This window comes from Mesorhizobium sp. ES1-3 (assembly GCF_020164795.1).
Taxonomy (GTDB): domain Bacteria; phylum Pseudomonadota; class Alphaproteobacteria; order Rhizobiales; family Rhizobiaceae; genus Mesorhizobium.
The window spans coordinates 46,514-66,142 of record NZ_JAIUGW010000012.1 but is presented as its reverse complement, the minus strand read 5'-3'; the positions used below and the strand labels follow the sequence as shown (position 1 = coordinate 66,142).

General features: G+C 63.4%; 22 protein-coding genes. 8 read left to right on the top strand and 14 right to left on the bottom strand.

What is annotated here, in order from left to right; all coding sequences use genetic code 11:
- The first annotated feature begins 19 nt into the window (after positions 1-19).
- On the top strand, positions 20-634 hold the full coding sequence (metW, locus tag LB536_RS17770; RefSeq protein ID WP_140754331.1) for a methionine biosynthesis protein MetW: 615 nt from the start codon (positions 20-22) through the stop codon (positions 632-634).
- Positions 635-654: 20 nt separating this feature from the next.
- Here metW and LB536_RS17765 read toward each other — a convergent pair whose 3' ends face one another.
- Complete coding sequence (locus LB536_RS17765; protein WP_224595017.1) at positions 655-975, bottom strand: DUF1330 domain-containing protein; 321 nt, start codon at positions 973-975, stop codon at positions 655-657.
- Positions 976-1,348: 373 nt separating this feature from the next.
- Here LB536_RS17765 and LB536_RS17760 point away from each other — a divergent pair, with 373 nt between their 5' ends.
- Complete coding sequence (locus LB536_RS17760; protein ID WP_140754335.1) at positions 1,349-2,272, top strand: glycosyltransferase family 2 protein; 924 nt, start codon at positions 1,349-1,351, stop codon at positions 2,270-2,272.
- Positions 2,273-2,281: 9 nt separating this feature from the next.
- Here LB536_RS17760 and LB536_RS17755 read toward each other — a convergent pair whose 3' ends face one another.
- The 3 genes from LB536_RS17755 to LB536_RS17745 all read right to left on the bottom strand — a co-directional run bounded on the left by LB536_RS17755 (position 2,282) and on the right by LB536_RS17745 (position 5,916).
- A complete protein-coding gene (locus tag LB536_RS17755; protein ID WP_224595014.1) occupies positions 2,282-3,085 on the bottom strand; it encodes a DUF1194 domain-containing protein in 804 nt (267 codons plus the stop codon).
- Between the two features lie 99 nt (positions 3,086-3,184).
- Positions 3,185-5,002, bottom strand: a complete 1,818-nt coding sequence (locus LB536_RS17750; protein ID WP_224595011.1) for an ABC transporter ATP-binding protein/permease — start codon at positions 5,000-5,002, stop codon at positions 3,185-3,187.
- 137 nt (positions 5,003-5,139) lie between these two features.
- Entirely contained in the window at positions 5,140-5,916 is a 777-nt protein-coding gene (locus LB536_RS17745; RefSeq protein WP_224594998.1) for a class I SAM-dependent methyltransferase, read from the bottom strand.
- Positions 5,917-6,076: 160 nt separating this feature from the next.
- On the opposite strand from LB536_RS17745, the gene gloB reads away from it, so the two are divergent.
- Together gloB and LB536_RS17735 are read left to right on the top strand one after the other, a co-directional pair.
- Positions 6,077-6,844 (top strand): hydroxyacylglutathione hydrolase, encoded by a 768-nt coding sequence (gloB, locus tag LB536_RS17740; RefSeq protein WP_224594996.1) that lies wholly within the window; start codon positions 6,077-6,079, stop codon positions 6,842-6,844.
- Between the two features lie 22 nt (positions 6,845-6,866).
- On the top strand, positions 6,867-7,295 hold the full coding sequence (locus LB536_RS17735) for a cupin domain-containing protein (RefSeq protein ID WP_224594994.1): 429 nt from the start codon (positions 6,867-6,869) through the stop codon (positions 7,293-7,295).
- On the opposite strand, the gene LB536_RS17730 is transcribed toward LB536_RS17735, so the two are convergent.
- The 3 genes from LB536_RS17730 to LB536_RS17720 are packed head-to-tail and all read right to left on the bottom strand — an operon-like array spanning position 7,292 to position 9,710.
- Positions 7,292-7,966 carry a lysoplasmalogenase gene (locus LB536_RS17730; RefSeq protein ID WP_224594991.1) on the bottom strand — a complete coding sequence of 225 codons (675 nt, stop codon included), beginning with the start codon at positions 7,964-7,966 and terminating at the stop codon, positions 7,292-7,294. The two genes, LB536_RS17735 and LB536_RS17730, sit on opposite strands and share 4 nt — an antisense overlap.
- Positions 7,963-8,877, bottom strand: coding sequence for a DMT family transporter (locus LB536_RS17725; RefSeq protein ID WP_224594990.1), 915 nt, complete (start codon positions 8,875-8,877; stop codon positions 7,963-7,965). Before LB536_RS17725 ends, LB536_RS17730 begins: the two co-directional genes overlap by 4 nt.
- A gap of 44 nt (positions 8,878-8,921) precedes the next feature.
- A complete protein-coding gene (locus LB536_RS17720; RefSeq protein ID WP_224594985.1) occupies positions 8,922-9,710 on the bottom strand; it encodes a DUF3108 domain-containing protein in 789 nt (262 codons plus the stop codon).
- Positions 9,711-9,969: 259 nt separating this feature from the next.
- Here LB536_RS17720 and rpmB point away from each other — a divergent pair, with 259 nt between their 5' ends.
- The 3 genes from rpmB (at position 9,970) to LB536_RS17705 (ending at position 11,791) form a co-directional block, all read left to right on the top strand.
- Positions 9,970-10,266, top strand: coding sequence for a 50S ribosomal protein L28 (gene rpmB / locus LB536_RS17715; RefSeq protein WP_140754353.1), 297 nt, complete (start codon positions 9,970-9,972; stop codon positions 10,264-10,266).
- A 163-nt stretch (positions 10,267-10,429) separates the two neighbouring features.
- Positions 10,430-11,113 carry a queuosine precursor transporter gene (locus LB536_RS17710; protein WP_224594982.1) on the top strand — a complete coding sequence of 228 codons (684 nt, stop codon included), beginning with the start codon at positions 10,430-10,432 and terminating at the stop codon, positions 11,111-11,113.
- A 3-nt stretch (positions 11,114-11,116) separates the two neighbouring features.
- Complete coding sequence (locus tag LB536_RS17705) at positions 11,117-11,791, top strand: spermidine synthase (RefSeq protein WP_224594979.1); 675 nt, start codon at positions 11,117-11,119, stop codon at positions 11,789-11,791.
- 22 nt (positions 11,792-11,813) lie between these two features.
- Here the strand turns inward: LB536_RS17705 and LB536_RS17700 are convergent, their stop codons facing one another.
- The 6 genes from LB536_RS17700 to LB536_RS17675 form a co-directional block, all read right to left on the bottom strand.
- Complete coding sequence (locus tag LB536_RS17700) at positions 11,814-12,299, bottom strand: SRPBCC family protein (protein WP_224594978.1); 486 nt, start codon at positions 12,297-12,299, stop codon at positions 11,814-11,816.
- Positions 12,296-12,664 carry an ArsR/SmtB family transcription factor gene (locus LB536_RS17695; protein ID WP_224595195.1) on the bottom strand — a complete coding sequence of 123 codons (369 nt, stop codon included), beginning with the start codon at positions 12,662-12,664 and terminating at the stop codon, positions 12,296-12,298. The genes LB536_RS17700 and LB536_RS17695 overlap by 4 nt, the downstream gene beginning before the upstream one ends.
- A gap of 171 nt (positions 12,665-12,835) precedes the next feature.
- Complete coding sequence (locus LB536_RS17690) at positions 12,836-13,864, bottom strand: esterase-like activity of phytase family protein (protein WP_224594976.1); 1,029 nt, start codon at positions 13,862-13,864, stop codon at positions 12,836-12,838.
- Positions 13,861-15,759, bottom strand: a complete 1,899-nt coding sequence (cobT, locus tag LB536_RS17685; protein ID WP_224594975.1) for a cobaltochelatase subunit CobT — start codon at positions 15,757-15,759, stop codon at positions 13,861-13,863. The genes LB536_RS17690 and cobT overlap by 4 nt, the downstream gene beginning before the upstream one ends.
- A gap of 11 nt (positions 15,760-15,770) precedes the next feature.
- Positions 15,771-16,757 (bottom strand): cobaltochelatase subunit CobS, encoded by a 987-nt coding sequence (cobS, locus tag LB536_RS17680; protein WP_140809508.1) that lies wholly within the window; start codon positions 16,755-16,757, stop codon positions 15,771-15,773.
- Between the two features lie 123 nt (positions 16,758-16,880).
- The gene (locus tag LB536_RS17675) at positions 16,881-17,510 is read right to left on the bottom strand and encodes a J domain-containing protein (protein WP_140754367.1); all 630 of its coding nucleotides are present in this window, start codon (positions 17,508-17,510) and stop codon (positions 16,881-16,883) included.
- A gap of 176 nt (positions 17,511-17,686) precedes the next feature.
- Here LB536_RS17675 and LB536_RS17670 point away from each other — a divergent pair, with 176 nt between their 5' ends.
- Complete coding sequence (locus LB536_RS17670; RefSeq protein ID WP_224594973.1) at positions 17,687-17,989, top strand: BolA family protein; 303 nt, start codon at positions 17,687-17,689, stop codon at positions 17,987-17,989.
- Between the two features lie 31 nt (positions 17,990-18,020).
- Here LB536_RS17670 and LB536_RS17665 read toward each other — a convergent pair whose 3' ends face one another.
- Positions 18,021-19,574 (bottom strand): acetolactate synthase large subunit, encoded by a 1,554-nt coding sequence (locus LB536_RS17665; RefSeq protein WP_224594970.1) that lies wholly within the window; start codon positions 19,572-19,574, stop codon positions 18,021-18,023.
- Positions 19,575-19,629: the final 55 nt, after the last annotated feature.

Sequence of the window (19,629 nt, the reverse complement as noted above, 5' to 3'; positions counted from 1 at the left end):
CCAAACAGGAGGCGAAGCCATGAGCGTCAACGGCAGCCAGCGCGTCGACCTCGAGGTCATCGCCAATCTCATCCCGCCGCAATCGCGCGTGCTCGACGTCGGCTCCGGCGACGGCTCGCTGCTCGAATTGCTGCAGGAGACCAAGCAGGTCGACGGCCGCGGGCTCGAGTTGTCGCAGCGCGGCGTCAATGAATGCGTGGCGCGCGGGCTCTCGGTCATACAGGGCGATGCCGACAAGGATCTCGAATTCTATCCCGACAAGGGTTTCGACTTCGTCGTCCTGTCGCAGACCCTGCAGGCCACCCGCAATCCCAAACTGGTGCTCGACGAACTGCTCAGGATCGGCAACCGGGCGATCGTGTCCTTCCCCAATTTCGGCCATTGGCGGGTGCGCCTGTCGCTGTTCGTCAAGGGCCGCATGCCGGTGACCAAGGACCTGCCCTATTCCTGGTACGACACGCCCAACATCCACTTCTGCACCATCCGCGACTTCGTCAATTTGTGCGAGGAACTCGGAGCGACGGTGGAGAAGGCGACCGCGCTCGACGCCAGCGGCCAGAAGATCGGCCTGTCGATGCCCTGGTGGTTCTGGAATTTCTTTGGCCAGCAGGCTGTGTTCCTGCTGAAGCGGTAGGCTTCCGCTCGGGCACGCCGCTATTTCAGGACGTCGGTGGCCTTGTGCAGATGTTCGACGCCGTCGGCGAATACCACGTCCGATCGCGAATTGGCGGTCCGCAGTGGCAGGATCGCCCGATAGGCCGGCGACTCATACCAGTCGCGCAGACGCTCCCTGTCAGGGAATTCGATGATGATGAGGTGGCCCGGCCAGTCGTTCTCCATCACCTCCAAATTGCCGCCGTGGACCAGGAAACGACCGCCGAAAGGCTCCAGCGTGGCATCGATTTTATGCAGATACTCGACGATCTGCGGCCCCATTGTAGCCTGGCGCATATGGGCAACGGCGTAGGCGGTCATGACGGTACTCCTTTTGATTTCGAGACCGGCCGGCCTGGTGAATGATCTTTTGCCCCAAGCACTCGCCAGGAAGCGACTACGCTCGAGGTAATGGAATGGACGCAGCCGCCAGAGCCTCCGCCAATCCTTGCGAGGGTGACTTGCGCGTCTTTGGCGATGGCAAAGGTGTTGCAGTTAAAACGCCAGGAGCCGGAATTCATCACGCCAGGTCGGTCGAACCACGGCTCAATGGGTGACATAACAGGTTGTTTTTTGTAGCGTCGCACCGAATCCGATGAGGGCCATCCAGGGGGAAGTCCGATCCATTCAAGCATCCTGAAGACCGAAAAGAGCTGTCGGAAAGTGCATTTTCGCGCCGGAAACGGCTGACGCGATGGAGCATTTGCCCCTCATCACGGTCATCACACCGACCCACAACCGGCGCGAAACGGTGCTGCGCGCCGTGGAAAGCGTGCTTTCTCAAAGCATGACGCGGTTTGAGCATATCGTCGTCGACGATGGCTCGACCGACGGGACGGAAGCCGCGCTTGCGCGCATCCGCGACCCTCGGCTGATCTATGTCGGCGCGAAATGGCGCGGCGCCAATGCCGCCAGGAATGCCGGCATCGAGCTGGCGAGGGCGCCCGTGGTGACTTTTCTCGATTCGGACGATCTCTTCCTGCCGCACCGGCTCGAACGGACGCTGGCATGGTTCGACGACAATCCGGCGCTCGAAGTCCTGCTCTCTTCATATGTCTCGGTGAAGGGCGGCCGTGGCACCGCCTGCGTCAACCGCGGTGCTTTCCTCAGTCCGTCAATGCTGGAGCGGGCGGTGGTTGCGCAGACGGCCTTCATCGCCGGGTCGGCGATAACGGCCAGGCGGGAGGCTTTGCTGGCCATCGGCGGCTATGACAGCGACATTCCCCGGATGCAGGACCGGGAGCTTCTGCTGCGCTTCGCGCAGCGCTTCGGCGCCCAATTATCGGAAGATATCGACTGGACGAAGCACAATTCGCAGAATTCGATTTCGGGCCGCAGGGACGGCTATGTCGAAGCCTATGCTATCCTGATGAGCAAGCACCCGCACATCGCTCGCTCTTACCCCCATGTCCCACCCTTTATGATCGCGCGGCAGATCATCGCCGATATTCTCCGGGGGCGGATACCACAGGCATTTGCGGGATACATGGCCAACCGTTCGTCTGACGCGCTTGGTTATTCATTGCCGGAACTGGTCACCGGTTATCTTTACGGCCGTCGCTGGCGGCGCGATCTCTATGACGAAGTTCGCGGGAAGTTTGGAATTCCACCGGCCTGACGGCAAGGCCTATCGGTCCAGTTCCGGAAAATAGGGATCCGACAGGAACCGCCGGTCCCGTTCCCCAAGAAGGCAGTCGACCGGAACGTCCATCTCGACGGGCGTGATTTCGGGCTTGTCCCGAACGCCGCTGACCTCGAGGATCAGCTTGCGCCGGATCGCCGTCGAAAACTCGTCGGCCGCATGGATCGGCAGCACGAAGGAACCGAGTCCGCCGATCACGCACTGCGCATAATACTGATCGAGATGGCTGAAGGTCGGCGATGGCTTGATCAGGATCGGCAAGCCGTTGATGACGATGCCCTTGGCAATGGCCGCATCGCGCGTCGCCGTGACCGGAGGTCCGATATTGTTGGGGCCGTCGCCTGATATGTCGATGACGCTACGTTCGCCCGCGAAATTGGTGCCGTCGAAAAGCTCGGTGCCGAAGGCAAGCGCGCTTGAAATCGAGGTGCCGCGGAAACGCCGGAAGGGGCGGGCCGCGAGCTTGTCGGCAAAGCTGTTGGCACTCTGCGCGCTGTCGATGATCTGCCAGCCGATGACCGCGTCATCGCGCACCGTGCCGGCCCATTCGAAATAGGCGAGCGCAATGCGTCCCGTATGGCCGGAGCGGGCCGCCTGGATGAAATCGGCATGCCGCAGCGCCTCGACGTAGCCGGCGCGTTGAACGGCGAACTCGGTCTCGTCCATCGACAGGGAGATATCGACCGCCAGCACCAGTTCGACGTCGACGGGCAGCGTATCCGGCGCCGAAGGAACCGGAGCGGCCTCGACGCAAGCCAGGCAGGCAAGCAGGCTCATTGTCTCAAGCATGGCCAGCACAAGCGATGTTTCGATCGCGACATTCGCTCGCGATCACGGCGAAATAAAGCTTGTCGCAGGAGCGCCCGGTCGGTCCGATTGCCGGCTGTTCTATGCCTTGCGCTGTACGGCGACTGGCGGCGGTTCGATGGCACCTGCCCTGACGGGAGCGGGTTTCAGCGCGGGTGCGCCGGTATCCTTCACGATCGTCAGGGACCGCGGAAAGAACTGATTGTTGTGCAGGCCGCGTCCGATATTGATGATCGCGGCGTCCTTCAGATGCTTATCCAGCAGCGACAGCACACGCCTCAGCGACGGGCCGTCGAATGCATCCATCGCTTCATCGATGATCACCCATTTCGGCTTCCGCAAAGCAAGCCTGGCGAAGGCGAGCGATCGCTGTTCGTCATCGCCCAACTCACGGCCCCAGCGGGCCGACCGGTCGAGCGAGGATGACAGCCGCCCGAGGCCGACTTCGGCAAGCACCGCCGAGATATCGGCATCGCTTGCCGGAGCAACGCCATAAGGATGGTCAAGGACCTCGCGCAGCGTGCCGGCCGGGAAATAAGGGACACGAGGCACGAAGATGGGGGCCTCTCCCGCCGGCATGCCGATCTTCCCGCTTCCCCATGGCCACAGGCCGGCAATGGCGCGGAAGAACAGCGTCTTGCCGGCGCCCGGCTCACCGGTGATCATCACGCGCTCCCCGGCACGGATTTCGACATGCTGGTCGGAGAGCTTCGTGCAGCCCTCTGGCGAGGCCACCTGGAGTTTCTCGAACGTCAGGCTGCCATTGGCGTTTTCATCGAAGGAGATACGCTTCTCCTTGTCGTGCAGCACATCGGTTTCATTGAGCGCGATGCGGAAGTCGGCGACGCGCATCAGCGTGGCGCGCCAGTCGGCGATGCTGCCGATGTTGTTGATGAACCAGCGCAACGACGAATGCACCTGGTTGAAGGCGCCGACCGCCATCATCAGTCCGCCAAAGCTGATATCGCCCGAGAAATAGACCGGCGAGGCGACCAGGATCGGCGCCACTACGGTGATCCAGCCATAGGTGTCGGTTACCCAGGACAGGTTGATCTGGGCGGTGTAGATGCGTCGCATGGCGCCCAGCACCGTGCCGAGGTCGAGTTCGAGCCGTCGCTTGGCATCATTCTCGCCGCGGTACAGCGCGATGGCATCGACATTCTCGTTGACGCGCACCATCGAGGACCGCAGCTCCGCTTCGCGCGTATAGCGGTCGCTGTTGAGACGGATGAGCGGCCGCCCGACCAGCCAGCTCAGCCAGGAGGCGGTGCCGGCATAGAGGAACGCCGCCCAGACCATGTAGCCCGGTATCGCCAGCGACCAGCCGCCAACGTGGAACACGAAGCCCGCAGACAGCTCCCACAACACGCCGACGAAAGACACGAGCAGTATGAGGGACTGCAGCAGGCCGACACCAAGATCGGTCGACAGGTCCGACAGGTGCGCCGCATCCTGCTGCATGCGCTGGTCGGGATTGACGCCGATGGCGCCGGCATTGGCCAGCCGGAAAGCACGCGCCGGCCGCATCCACTGGTCGATCAAATCCAGCGTCAGCGCCTCGCGCAACTTCAGCCGGATCATTTGGTTGAGCCAGGTTTGGCCGATGTTGAGCACCAGCAGCCCGCCGGCGATCATGGCAAAGACAAGAAGCTGATGCAGGAAGGCAGCCATGTCGCGGCGCGCGAGCGCGTCGTAAAAGGGTTGGTTCCAGCGATTGAGCAGAACCTGGCCGATCGACGTCGCGACGATGACGGCCATCATGCCGACCGACGTCCATAGCAACCATTTGCGAACCGGCGATTCTATCAGCGCCCGCTTGATCGTCGCCACCTGATCGTGCAGGCTGCTGACCACGGCGACCGGCTGAACGGTGGCCTGATTGTCCAGTTGATCAGCCATAGCCGAGGTCCTTGCGTTCAGGTGCGAAGCTCAAACCGGGTGAAGAGAGCCGACGACGGCAGCCTGTCAACCACTCAGCCAGTCCAGCACGACAGATAGGTCGGAAAGATGCCGCGCGATGCAAGTTTCCATCGCGATCACGAAGGTGTCACTTGCCGAACCGACGATGCTTCGGCGCGGCGGCCGAGCCGAGTCGCGCCATGCGGCGACAGCACCGGCACGAAGACGCGGCGAGACGCGCGCTGGGCCACCGGCACGCCTTGGTAAAGCCGCTTCTGCGCCTCGACGACGATGACGCCGGAGAAGATCGGCCAAAGCCGCCGGCCGGCGCGCTCCAGCACATTGTGGAAGCGCATCATGAAGCGCCGCCGCGATGGCGGGAAAAACAGGGCATCGGACCACGCGGCGGGCGTGAAATTCGCCTCGCGCAGCAGTTCGGTGAGCTGCCCGCGTGAGAAAGGCCGCCCGTTGCCGAACGGCGTATGTTCGAAGCGCGCCCAGACACCGCGCCGGTTGGGCACGACGATGACGACGCGCCCCGCCGGCGACAGTACCCGCCAGATTTCGTTCAGCGTCTCGCGCGGGTTCTCGACATGTTCGAGCGAATGGACGAGCAGCATGCGGTCGATGCAGGAATCGACCAGCGGCAGTTCCTCGTCGAAGACCAGTGCCGTTGCCGTCGGCCCCGTCGCCGGCCAGACCACGGCGCCCTGGGTCGCCGGCATGAAGGCGAAGACCCGCTCGGCATCGGAGCCGAAGCGCTCCAGCCAGGGCAAGGTGTAACCGAGGCCGACCAGCCGCTCATTGGGCACAGCGGCCCATATCGACGACAGCGCCATGGTGATCGAGTGCTCGGCGAACCGGCCGAGCGTTGTCGAATAGAAGGAGCGAAGGTCGACGATGTCGGAATGCATGTCAGGGATGTAGCCGTGATATCGGCCGGATTCAACAAAAGGCCAAGGCGGCCGGCACGGCGGATCTCAATTCCCATCCCAGGATAATATTCGCTTCGACATCCCGGGATGACATTCGCGCAGCCGCGCCCTATGTCTGCGCGATAAATGGAGAGACGCGATGCCGGTCGAAATCGAACAGTTCATGTGCCGCACCGACAATTTCGGCGTGCTGGTGCATGACCCCGAAAGCGGCCAGACCGCGATCATCGACGCGCCCGAGGAAGCGCCGATCCTGGCCGCGATCAAGCGCACCGGCTGGACGCCGACGATGATCCTGACCACGCATCATCATGTCGACCATGTCGAGGCCAATCTGGCGCTCAAGGAGCGCTTCAAGCTGCGCATCGTCGGGCCGGAGGCGGAAAAGGCCAAGATTCCCGGCATCGACGAAACCGTCGAAGAAGGCTCCGTCCTTCATCTCGGCGATGAGCGCATCGAAGTGATCGCCACGCCCGGGCATACAGCTGGCCATGTCTCCTACCATCTGCCGGCATCGAAAGTGGCATTCACCGCGGATACACTGTTCGCGCTAGGCTGTGGGCGGCTGTTCGAATGCAAGCCGCCGGTGATGTACGAATCGCTGAAGAAGCTCGCGGCCCTTCCCGCCGAGACGACAGTCTATTGCGGCCACGAATACACGCTCGCCAATGCCCGTTTCGCGCTGAGCGTCGACCCCACCAACTCGGCATTGAAGGAGCGCGCCGCGCGGATCGAGGCGCTGCGGCTCGACAACAAGCCGACGCTGCCGACGACGATCGGCCAGGAACTGTCGACCAACCCCTTCCTGCGCTGGCACGATCCGGCAATCCGCAAGCATCTGGGCATGGAAAAGGCTGGAGATGCCGAGGTCTTCGCCGAGATTCGCAAGCGCAAGGACAATTTCTGAGCAACATGCGAGCTTTCTGCCGATGACCAGTTCCGCGGAAATCATCGCAACGCTCGCACTGAAGCCGCACCCGGAAGGCGGCTGGTACGCGGAAACCTTTCGCGACGAAGCCGGCGGTGCGCGCGGCCATTCGACCGCAATCTATTTCCTGCTGGAACAGCACCAGCTTTCGGCCTGGCATCGGGTCAAGGATGCCGCCGAGGTTTGGCATTTCCATGCGGGTGCCCCGCTGGCGCTGTCTATGTCCGATGAAGGCGGCGCCATTATCGAGCAGGTTCTCGGCATCGACCTCGCGGCGGGCGAACGGCCGCAAATCGTCGTGCCGGCAGGCTGGTGGCAATCGGCGCGCAGCCTGGGCGAGTGGACGCTGGTCGGCTGCACGGTCGCGCCGGGTTTCGATTTCGCCGCCTTCGAACTCGCGGAGCCGGGCTGGCAGCCGAAGCCGCTTTAACCCAGCAAGAAACCCAGGGTAATTGCCAATTGGGCGGCGTAGTACAACACCCAGACGGCAAGGCGCATCCAGGCGCGATGCGGCGAGATGGCCGGCACTAAAAATTTCTCCGTGGCGAGCAGCCCGTCCGATGCCATGAACAGCACGGCGCCGCCGATCACCCAGGTACTGTCTATCGTCAGCGCCGACATGCCCATCGCCAGGATCGCAAGGACATAGACGGCAATCGGAATACGCAGGCCGGGACCGACACGACGCCAGAGCGCCGCCAGCATGACAATCGCGAACGCCGCCATGGCCAGTGCAATCGCGCCGCGCCAGGATTCGGCGGCAAGCAACTCCAATCCGCCGCCGCTGCGCAGGAACAGCACGACATAGACGGTGTGGGCGACGAGAAAGCTCGCCAGCCCGCCGAGAAATGCCTTTTCCCCGTCGCGCGACAGGAAGGCGTCACCAACCGCGCTCAATCCAAGGGCGGCGACCAGCAACGGCGGGCCGCCCTGCTTTGCGGCCAGCACGGCAAGCATGGCCACGGCGAGTGTCTTTGCCGCCGAGCGGGCCAGCGTCGGCGGCATGCCAAGCGTGAAGGCATAGATCACCGCCGCCACCAGCGAAAAGATCAGCGTTGCATTGGCGTTGGCGTCGATGCCGCCGGCAAAGGGCATCGTCATGCCCGGGCTCCGCCTTCGGATGCCCTGGCTCCGCTTTCGGATGCCGCCGGCTTGCGCAGGAACAGCGACTTTGCCGCCAGCGCCGCGCCGCCAGTGATGAGCACGCAGGCGGCTAGAATGCGCAACGAAGGCTCGGCGACGCCGGCCGAGATCAGCACCAGTGTCGACAAAAGCGGTGGCGCGTAGCTTGCAGCACCCAGCACCTGGATGTTGCCGCGCTTGACGCCGATATCCCAGGCGTAGAAGGCCGCGCCCACCGGCATCAGGCCGAGCCCGAGCACGGCCAGCCACTGGCCGGCGCCGTCAGGCAGCACTGTTTCCTCGAATGCCAGGTGGCAGGCGAGCGACAGCACGGCGGTTGCCGCGCAGAACCAGGTGACGATGCTGGTCGGCACCGACGGGAAACGTCGCGACAGCAGCGAATAGGATGACCATAGCAGGGCGCAGACGGCGGCCATGGCGTAGCCGAAGGTATAGCGGGCGTCGAAGGCCAGGCCGCCGCCCTTGGTGACGATCAGCACGGTGCCGGCAAGGCCGAGCAGGGCGCCGACGACATGGTTCCACGCCAGTTTTTCGCCCGGCATCAGCGCCGAGCCCAGCACGATCAGCAGCGGCCAGAGATAAGCGATCAGGCTCGCCTCCACCGCCGGCGCGCTGCGCAGTGCGGTAAAGTAGAAGAAGTGGTATCCGAACAGGCCGGCAATGCCGACTACCCAGACCTGCGGCGGGATCTTCTGGCTCCTATCGGTGACCGGCATGAACAGTCGTGCGACAAGCCCTACGCCCGTGCCGATCGAGAAAGTGATCGCCGACAACAGGAATGGCGGCACCTTGCCGGACGCATCCGTCAGCAACGCCAGCAACGCCCACATGGCGACCGCCGAAAAGCCGATCAGTGTCGCGCGCGCCATTCCGCCTCCAGTGGCGCGCCCCATTCTGTCCCCGGTGGCGTGCCTTATTGTACCGCTTCGAAACGCCCGGCGCTGATGGTCAAGGTGCCGATCTGCGTTCCAACCGTGGCGTGGATCGGCGCATATACGCCGGTTTGGCCAAGCGGTGCAAACGTCACCATCATGCGGCTTTTGTTCTTGAGATAGTTGAGCGCCTTGCGGCCCTTGCGATAGCCGGCCACCGGCTCGAAACCCATCTGGCAGGTGACGGTGTCGCCCTTGTAGCCCGGCACCGAGATCGTGCCTTTCGAGGCATAGGTCAGTGTCAGATCGGCACGCATCTCGCCATCGTAGAACTTGACCTTGCGGCCGCAGACCTGGTCTAGGCTGTCGGCATGAATGACGGTGGCGGCCATCGGATCAAGCACTGATGCCAGGTCGCCGGCGCCGACCGGCACCCAGGCCTTGGGATCGCGCTTGCCCGGAGCGGGGATGACCTGCGTCGAGATCACGTTGCCATCGGTAAAGCGGATGTCGATCGCGGACGCTTTCTTGCCGGAAGTGTAATCGGCGCGGAACGCCTGCGGCACCATTTTCTGCCCGGAGATCGTACCCTTGGCCGAGATCGTGCCACGCGTATCGTCGAACAGCTTGGCCAGACCCGCTGCTGAGACGGTGCCATTGATCGCATAAACCCCGTTCTGATAGTTGCTGGAGAAAGTCGATCTTGCGATCGAGAGGCCAAGGAACGAAACCGTGTATTCGCCCTTGAACGACTGCGGCGAAGCAGCGGACGCGGCGGACGGCAAGGCGATGGCAAGCGCGGCAACCAGCGCGTGAGACGAACGAGGCATGGCGGGATCGGATCCTTGATTTTCGGCCGGAGGCGGGCGACTCCGGTCTGGCATGTCCCTATGAGACCGCTTATAGGAGGAAATCCGGCCTTAATATGAAATGCCGGGCGCTTCCTTAGGGAAGCCGGAGCTTGACGCCCCGGTGAAATGCAACTATGGAACGCCAACTTTTTCCATAAGGCCGCCTGATCAGAACCGCGCGCCACCCGGCGTGGGCACAAAGGTTTGGCAGGTCACGAGAGAACTGAAGGTTAGAACCATGTCCCGCACCTGCGAACTCACTGCCAAGGCAGTACAGACCGGCAACAATGTGAGCCACGCCAACAACAAGACCAAGCGTCGCTTCCTGCCGAACCTCGTCAATGTGACGCTGATTTCGGAAGCGCTGAACCAGAATGTGCGCCTGCGCATTTCTGCCAACGCGCTGCGTTCGGTCGAACATCGCGGCGGCCTCGATGCTTTCCTGGCCAAGGCCGACGTCAAGGAGCTGTCGCTGCGCGCGCGTCTCTTGAAGAAGCAGATCGCCAAGAAGACCGCCGAACAGGCTGCGGCTTAATTCGTCTTTCGGGCGGGGGACAACCGCCCTGGCCAACCTCTTGTTGGCCCACTGAGCATCGGATCGAGATCGCGAAGCGGCCATGGATTCGATGCTCGAACAAAGCGAGCGTGATCCGGTTTCGGCAAAACTCTCCGCTGGTTCCATTACCCAGGATAAAAAAATGTCTTCTTTTTCGCGATATTTGCCCTTTGTGGCCGCCATGGCGCTTGTCGTCGTGGCTTCGAACATCCTCGTGCAGTTCCCCATGCAGGGCCAGATCGGCGGCCTGTCGCTTGCCGACGTTTTGACCTGGGGCGCCTTCACCTATCCCTTTTCCTTCCTGGTCACGGACCTCGCCAACCGCCGCTACGGACCTGCGGTCGCGCGCCGGATTGTCTTTGTCGGCTTCATGACGGCGGTGGTCTGCTCCATCCTCGTTCCGCCCTTCCTGTTCCGCCATGGCTTCATCGAATTCGAGACATCAGCCGACCGGCTGGTGCGCATCGCGGCCGCTTCGGGCGCTGCTTTCCTGACCGCGCAGTTGCTCGACGTCACCGTGTTCAACCGGCTGCGCCGGCAGAGCTGGTGGCGGGCGCCGATCGTCGGCACACTGGTCGGATCGGTGTTCGACACCGTCGTGTTCTTCGGTGTCGCTTTTTCGGCCGCCTTTGCATTTGTCGGTCCAAGCGACGGTTTTGCACTCGAGAGCGCCCCATTGATGGGCGTGTTTCATGTCGATGCCATGCGCTGGGTGTCCTGGGCGCTTGGCGACCTCAGCGTGAAACTGATCATCGCTGTCGTGGCACTGATCCCCTACCGGCTGCTCGCCGCCCGCTGGAGCCAGCCGGCCATTGCCGCGGTCTAGGCCGTGATTCCCTGGATCCAGCTGGACTCCGCAAAAACGCCCGACGGCCGGCAGGAATTGCGGCTGAAACGGCGCGGTTCCGAATTCTCGATCATGCTCGGCACCAACGAGCTGATGAACAGCCGGCTGAGCGGCTCCGAGGAAGCGCTGGCGAAACTGTCCTGCCAGAGGATTGCGGGCCATCTTCAGCCGAGAATCCTGATCGGCGGGCTTGGCATGGGTTTTACGCTGCGCGCTGCTCTCGCCGAACTGGGCAACAATGCCGAAATCATTGTCGCGGAACTGGTGCCGGCCGTCGTCGCCTGGGCGCGCGGCCCGATGGCCGCGATTTTCGCCGGCTCGCTCGATGATTCCCGCGTCACCATCCGCGAAACCGATGTCGGCCAGTTGATACGGTCCGAGCCCACAGCCTGGGACGCGATCCTGCTCGACGTCGACAACGGCCCCGAAGGCATTGTCCACAAAGGCAATGACGCCCTCTACAGCGCGGCTGGCCTCTCCGCCGCGCGTACCGCCCTCAAGCCGGGGGGTGTGCTGGCGGTGTGGTCGCAGGGGCCCGATGCCGGCTTCACGCGGCGGCTTAAACAGGCAGGCTTCGCCGTCGAGGAAGTCAACACGCGCGCCAACGGCAAGCGCGGCGCGCGCCATGTCATCTGGATAGCCACCAAAGCCTCATGATCTTGGCCAACGGCGGCCGCGGCTAGTTTGACCGCTGAAGTTCGGCGGCAAGGGCCTCCAGCAGCCCGCGAGTCCCCTCCTCCCGTCCCTTGGCGGAATCGATACCGTCGAAGAAGGCGCCTTGCTCGGTGTAGGTCAGCCTTGTGCCATCGCCCGACGGCGTCAGTTCCACGGTGGTGAGCGATGCCGACATGGGCTGCGGCCCGATCGCCATCCTGTAGGAAAACACGATGCGCTGGTCGGCAACGATGTCCTGGAATTGCGCGTCGAGCCTGACCTCCGGACCGCCGCCATAGTTGAAGCGAGACACCTCGCCGCCGCCGACGCGAAAGTCGAAGCTGAATTCGGCAACGGCAAAACCATCGCCTTCGACGCGCCAGCGCCGCACCGTCGCCTTGTCGGCGAAGGCATGGAAGACACGTGACGGCGATTGCGGGTAGGTCCGCTCGATGGTGAAGGTGGAGTGGATGACGGAATGCTCGTCCTTGACGGGGGCGATCTGGTTCATTGCTGTTCGTCCTTTTCCTGATCCTGATTTTTCGTGGGGGATTGGTCTGTCTCGGCCAGAATCTGGCCAAGACGGTCGAGATGGCGTTCCGCCGGTATGCGGCGTTCGGCAATCCAGTCGGCGAGCGGGGCGAGCCCGCCCGGTTCGATCCGGCAGGTTCGCACCCGCCCGATCTTTTCGCTGCGGATCAGACCGCAGGCCTCCAACGCCTGGAGATGCTGCAGCACGGCGGCGAAGGTCATGCCGAACGGCTCCGCCAGCTGGCTGACGGTGGCCGGTCCGCTGCTCAACCGTTCCAGGATTTGCCGGCGGGTGGGCTCGACAAGAGCGCGAAGGATGCTGTCGATCTCTGAATGGTTAAGCATGGACTTGAGTATTGTCCGCGTCACTTCAATTGTCAAGTCCAGACTAAAGTATTGCCGCGAACGCGTCCGTGGCCAAAAACCCGCTCCGATTCGGTGGCTTGCCGAGGAAAACTCTGGGGAATGGCCGACGCATGGAGAAATCACCAATGGGCGTCGCGGAGGAGCCGCCGCTCAATCTTGGTGCAGGATGAATTCCAGGTAGAGATTGCGCTGCAGGATCGAGTGGTTGTCGTCGGAGATCAGCGACACCATCAGCGCGCCGTCATCGCGGGTCCAGACGTCTAGCCCTTCCATATTGTCGATCTGGTAGCCCATGTCGGCTTGCAACAGCACCGGCCCGTCGGCAACGGCGCCCTTCTCGACGCTCTCTCCATAAATGCGCCGCAGCCGCATCCTGAGCCCGCCCGCCATGGTGAAACTGCGCTCCAGCAGCAAAAGATCGCCATCGGGCAGAAAGGCGCCATCGGTAATGTCGAAATCGTCGTTGCGCCTGACGGTGAAGACGCCCTTGCGCGGCCCTTCGATGATGGCGGCGTAGATGTTGCCTGATTTGTCGAGGCTCTTCTCCGAGACCACGACCAGGCCGCCCCGATGCTGGCCGTTGGCATTTGAATGGGTGACTGTCTCGAAGCCGCGGTTCTGCCGCAGCTCCCGCGCCGGCACCAGGAAATCCAGCTGCCTGAACGGCGCTTTCATGTTGTCCGGGTCGATCTTGAACTGGACGACGCGGTGGTTGCGCTCGAAACCGACAGTGGCGATGCCGTCCTTGACCGCGAGGCCCTCGGCGTCGACTTCCCATTTTTCGTCGATCGGCTGGCCGCTCTGGTCCACCATTTGCTGCATGCGAAAATTCTGGATGCCGACGGGTCGCCTGTCGGCGTCTCGGGCCACCGAACCGAAGAACCAGTAACCGGTATCGGCCACACCGATGAAATCGCTGCCGGCTTTCAGAAATCGAAAGGCCGACAGCGCGCCGAAATCGCGTGATGGCGAGGTCATTTCAAGCCCGCCGACGAATTCGAGCTGGCCAAACTGCTTGTCGGTACGGCCGATATGAAATTCGGTGATCGGGCGGGCCGAGACTGCGACAGGCTCAACTGCAGCCGAGCCGGCCGAACCGGCTGACGCCGAAGCCATGCCGGCAAGCAAGGCGATGGCGGCGAAAAGCGCGTGCCGAAACCCGCCTCGCGAAAAGATCATCCGGCGCGCCGCATGCCGCCGCGGCGCGTATCCTTCGCGCTTTCCTCGGCAAACAGCGAAGCCAGTTGCTCGGTCATGGCGCCGGCCAGTTCCTCGGCGTCGACGATGGTGACGGCCCGTCTGTAATAGCGGGTCACGTCATGGCCGATACCGATGGCCAGCAACTCGACCGGCGAACGCGTCTCGATCAGTTCGATGACGGCGCGCAGATGGCGTTCGAGATAATTGCCCGGATTGACCGACAGCGTCGAATCGTCGACAGGCGCGCCGTCCGAGATCATCATCAGGATCTTGCGCTGTTCGGGCCGGGCGATCAGCCGGTTGTGCGCCCACAGCAGCGCCTCGCCATCGATGTTTTCCTTGAGCAGGCCTTCGCGCATCATCAGGCCGAGATTGCGCCGCGCCCGCCGCCACGGGTGGTCGGCCGACTTGTAGATGATGTGGCGCAGATCGTTCAGCCGGCCCGGGTTCGGCGGCTTGCCGTCCTTCAGCCACTTCTCGCGCGCCTGTCCGCCCTTCCACGCCCGCGTGGTGAAGCCGAGGATCTCGACCGAGACGCCGCAGCGCTCCAGCGTGCGCGCCAGGATGTCGGCGCAGGTGGCGGCGACCGTGATCGGCCGTCCGCGCATCGAGCCGGAATTGTCGAGCACCAGCGTCACCACCGTGTCGCGGAATTTGGTGTCGCGCTCCTGCTTGAACGACAGCGGCTGCATCGGATCGATCACCACGCGCACCAGCCGCGCCGGATCGAGATAGCCCTCTTCCAGGTCGAAATCCCAGGACCGGTTCTGCTGCGCCATCAGCCGCCTCTGCAGCCGGTTGGCGAGCCGCCCGACGACGCCGGACAGATTGGCGAGCTGCTTGTCGAGGAAGGCGCGCAGCCGGTCGAGCTCTTCCTCTTCGCAGAGTTCCTCGGCGCCGACCGTCTCGTCGAAAGCTGATGTGTAGACCTTGTAGTCGATTTCCTTCGGCAGATTGGTGAAGGGATCGTCGTTGCGGCGCGCCTCGCCGGCGGTCTCGGCATCGGCATCGTCGTCATCCGACAGATCGTCGGCCGTCGCGTCCGAGGCTTCGGTCTCCGCCGATTGCTCGTCGTCCGCCGATGCCTCGGCGTCCTCGGACTGCGACTGCTCGGAGCCGGAATCGTCTTCGCCGCCCTCCTCGCTCTGTTCCTCGCCTTGCGGCTGGTTGTCGTCATTGTCCTCGGAGTCTTCCGTCTCCTGGTCGTCGCCGAGTTCCTCGGCCATTTCCATGGAGGCGAGCATCTCGCGCACAACGCGGGCGAAGGCTTGTTGGTCCTCGAGCTTCTCCGACAGGCCGTCGAGGTCGGCCTTGGCCTTCTCCTCGACCCACGGCCGCCAGAGTTCGACCAGCCGCTCGCCGCTCTTCGGCACCGGCCGGCCGGTCAGCTTTTCGCGCACCATCAGCGCGAGCGCCTCCTCGATCGGCGCGTCGGCCTTGTCCTTGACGTCTACGAGGTTGGCCTTGGCGTATTTGTCCTCCAGCATCGAGCCGATATTGTCGGCGACGCCTTGCATGGCGCGGCTGCCGATCGCCTCGACGCGGGCCTGCTCGACCGCATCGTAGATGGCGCGGGCAGCCTTGCCTTCCGGCGCCAGCTTGCTGTGGATGCGAACATCATGGCAGGCGCGCTTCAACGCCATGGAATCGCCGAGCCCGCGGGTGATCGCGATGTCGGCCTTCGATGCCTTCTTGGGCAGTTCGGGCAGCCGCGCCCGGCTGCCCGCCAGCGCCGGCCTGTCCTTGGCGAAGCCGACTTCCATCTCCTTGTCGCCGGCGATGGCGCGCATGCAGACGGTTACGGCACGCTTGAAGCTGTCGGCTTCAGACCCCGTCTTCGACTTGTTGCGCGTATTGTCGCCCGGACCCGCCATCGAGGCTCTGCTTAGCCCAGCACCACGTTGGCCGCGCTCTCGGGCAGATCCTGGCCGAAGGCGCGCTGGTAGAACTCGGCGACCACCGAACGCTCGAGCTCGTCGCACTTGTTGAGGAAGGTCAGCCGGAACGCCATGCCGATATCGCCGAAGATCTCGGCATTCTCGGCCCAGGTGATGACGGTACGCGGGCTCATCACCGTCGACAAATCGCCATTGATGAAGGCCGAGCGCGTCATATCGGCGACGCGCACCATCTTGTTGACGATGTCCTTGCCCTTGGTGTCGCGATAATGCTTGGCCTTGGCGAGCACGATGTTCACTTCATTGTCGTGCGGCAGATAGTTCAGCGTGGTGACGATCGACCACCGGTCCATCTGCGCCTGGTTGATCTGCTGGGTGCCGTGATAAAGGCCTGTCGTGTCGCCCAGCCCGACCGTGTTGGCGGTCGAGAACAGGCGGAACGCCGGATGTGGGCGGATGACCCGGCTCTGGTCGAGCAGTGTCAGCCGGCCGGACGATTCCAGCACGCGCTGGATGACGAACATCACGTCCGGACGGCCGGCATCATACTCGTCGAAGCACAGCGCGACATTGTGCTGGTAGGCCCAGGGTAGGATGCCGTCGCGGAATTCGGTGATCTGCAGGCCGTCCTTGACTACGATGGCATCCTTGCCGACGAGGTCGATACGGCTGACATGGCTGTCGAGATTGACGCGCACGCAGGGCCAGTTGAGGCGGGCGGCGACCTGTTCGATATGCGTCGACTTGCCGGTGCCGTGATAGCCCGACACCATGACGCGGCGATTGTAGGCGAAGCCGGCGAGGATCGCCAAGGTCGTCGCCTTGTCGAACAGATAGTCGGGATCGATGTCGGGCACATGCTCTGATGTCACCGAATAGGCCGGCACCACCATCTTGGACTCGAAGCCGAATTTCTCCTTCACCAACACCGTCGTGTCGGGCAGATTGGCGATGTCGCGATCGACCTTGTTCATATCTCTCAACGTCTCCACGGGCGAAACGTCGCGTTTCGCCGGCAATCCATTTTGTTCGGGGGCGGTCTTAGAGCGTTTTCCAACCTTATGAAAGTTGGAAAACGACACAAACCGTAGGGTCGCTCAGCACAGGCCTGCCTGTTTGAGCACGCGATAGGCCTGAAGCACATCACGGAACCGGTCTTCCGAACCTCTGTCGCCGCCATTCGCATCCGGATGGTGACGCTTCACCAGTTCCTTATAGCGCGCCTTGATGTCCTTGCCAGTCGCCTTTGTATCAAGGCCAAGCGTTTCCAGCGCCTTGGCCTCAAGCGGCTTGGCCTTGCGCTCGCGCGCCTCGCGCGGATCCTTCGGCCCCTTGAATAGGTCGAACGGGTCACGCATGCGGTTGTAGTAGCCGGCGCGGCCGGAGCGCATCTGCGCCATATCGGGCGACGATCGCGTCGAGGCGCCGTTGGCGCCCATCTTCCAGGTCGGCCGGTGGCCGGTCATAGCTTCCTTCTGGAAGCGCGCGACCTCGGTGTCCGGCACGCCGGAGAAGTAGTTGAAGCCCTTGTTGTACTCGCGCACATGGTCGAAGCAGAAGCGGAAATACTCACCCTCCTTCATGCGCCCGACCGGCGCGCGATGCGTGCCCGCCTCCTTGCAGCCATCCCACTGGCAGATCGGCGCGTGCGACTTCACCTCCGCGTCCTTGTCGGGGCGGACGCGAATCTTCTCGAAATATTTGGGATACGGCTTCATCTCACCCATTTATGGGGCGTTCGCAGATGCGAAACAAGAATTGACATTTTCGCGATCATCGCCCTAACCGCTGAATCGCGGCTTAAAGCGGGCGGATGACTGATTTTGTTGCGCCAACGGCTTTGTGAAACCGATTTTTGGTTTTCACGGGCGGCGCCAACCATATGTGGTGAAGGGAGAAGACGATGTCCATACAGGCGACCATGGAAGACAAGCTCAACAAGGCATTTTCGCCCGAGCGGCTGGTCATCCTCAACGAAAGCCATCTCCACGCCGGCCATCATCACGTGGAATCCGGCCACCACGCCGAGTTCGACGGCACCGGCGAGACGCATTTCCGTGTCCGCATCGTCTCGCCGAATTTCGCCGGCATGAGCCGCATCGACCGTCACCGCGCCGTCAACGAGCTGCTGGCCGACGAGTTGAAGGCGGGCGTGCACGCGCTGGCGATCGAGCCTGCGGCGCCCGGCGAACAGACGCGCTGGTAAGGCCGTTTCCGTCGCCGCTTGGCGGCCGCGGTCAAATCACGGCTTCGATCAGGAACGGCCCGCGCCGCGACAAAGCATTGTCCAGCAGCGCGTCGAAACGTTCGCAGGTATCCGCACGCGCCGCCTCCACGCCCATCCCTTTGGCCAGCGAGACCCAGTCCAGCGCGGGATGGTCGAGATCGAGCATGCGCCTGGCATTCTCGCCGATCGCGTTCACGCCGACATTACGCATCTCGCCATGCAGGATCGCATAGGTGCGGTTGGAAAAGACGATCGTCACCACGTCGAGATGTTCCCGCGCCTGCGTCCACAGGCCCTGCACCGTGTACATGCCGCTGCCATCGGCCTCGAGATTGATCACCTTGCGGCCGGGACAGGCAATCGCGGCGCCCGTCGCCAGCGGGATGCCGCCGCCGATCGACCCGCCCGTGCCCATCATGTAGTCGTGCGGTGCGGCAAAGGCCGACAGCGCGAAGAAACGCCGCGCCGAGGTGACGGCCTCGTCGCAGACGATCGCGTCGGCCGGCAGCTTTCTCGCGACGGACAGTGCAATTGCGTCTTCCGTCAGCCGGCCGTTCGGCGTTGCCTCGTCAGGAAAGGCGCTGGCAACCACTGTCTGCTGTGACGGCTTGACGCCCAGTTCGTCACGAAGTGCTTCCAGTGCCCCATGAAGGTCCTGCCCGTGGGCGGCCAGCATCAGCACCATGCAATCATCGCGGACAAGCCGCCCGGGCTTTCCCGGATAGGCGAAGAAGGCGACCGGCTCCTTTCCGCCGACCAATACAAGGACATCGAGATCCCCGAGCATCGCCGTCGCCGCGTCGACCGGATAGGGGATGCGCGTCGGCGCGACACGCCCACGCCCGCGCTGCATCCGTGCGATCAGGACCTCACTGAACAGCCTGACATCGCAGGCTGCTGAAATCTGACCCGCGATCTCGAGAGCATCGGCCCGTGCCGCCCGCCCACGAACAATCATGCCAACACGGCCCGGAGCCGCGCGGATCGTCGCGGCGATCGTTCGCACGGCCCCCGTGTCGACGGCCGGCGGTGGCGCGAGTTGCACCTTGGCGGGCGAAACCGCGTCGGCCTCGCCCCAGGCGGCATCGGCCGGGAGGATCAGCGTCGTGACACCAGGCGGTGTCAGCGAGGCGCGAAAAGCCGCCTCCGTGGCCGGCTGGACATCGGCGGGCCCTTCGATGCGTCGAACCCAGTTGGACATCGGCACCGCGAGGCCCTCGATATCGCTGGTCAGCGGCGCGTCGAGCGGCAGATGGTATGAGGCGTGGTCGCCGACGATGTTGATCATCGGGCTCCTGGCGCGTCGGGCGTTGTGCATGTTGGCAAGACCGTTGGCCAGCCCCGGCCCGGTATGCAGCAGCGTCGCCGCGGGACGGTCGGCCATGCGCGCATAGCCGTCGGCCGCACCCGTCACCACGCCCTCGAACAGGCCAAGCACACAACGCATCTCGGGCTTGCGGTCGAGCGCGGCGACGAAATGCATTTCGGATGTGCCGGGATTGGCGAAGCACACTGTCACATCATTGGCCAGCAGCACTTCGCACAGGACATCGGCGCCATTCATGCAAAATTTCTCCCATTCACGAAGGGCAGTTGCACCCGCGGACGTCCGCACGGCA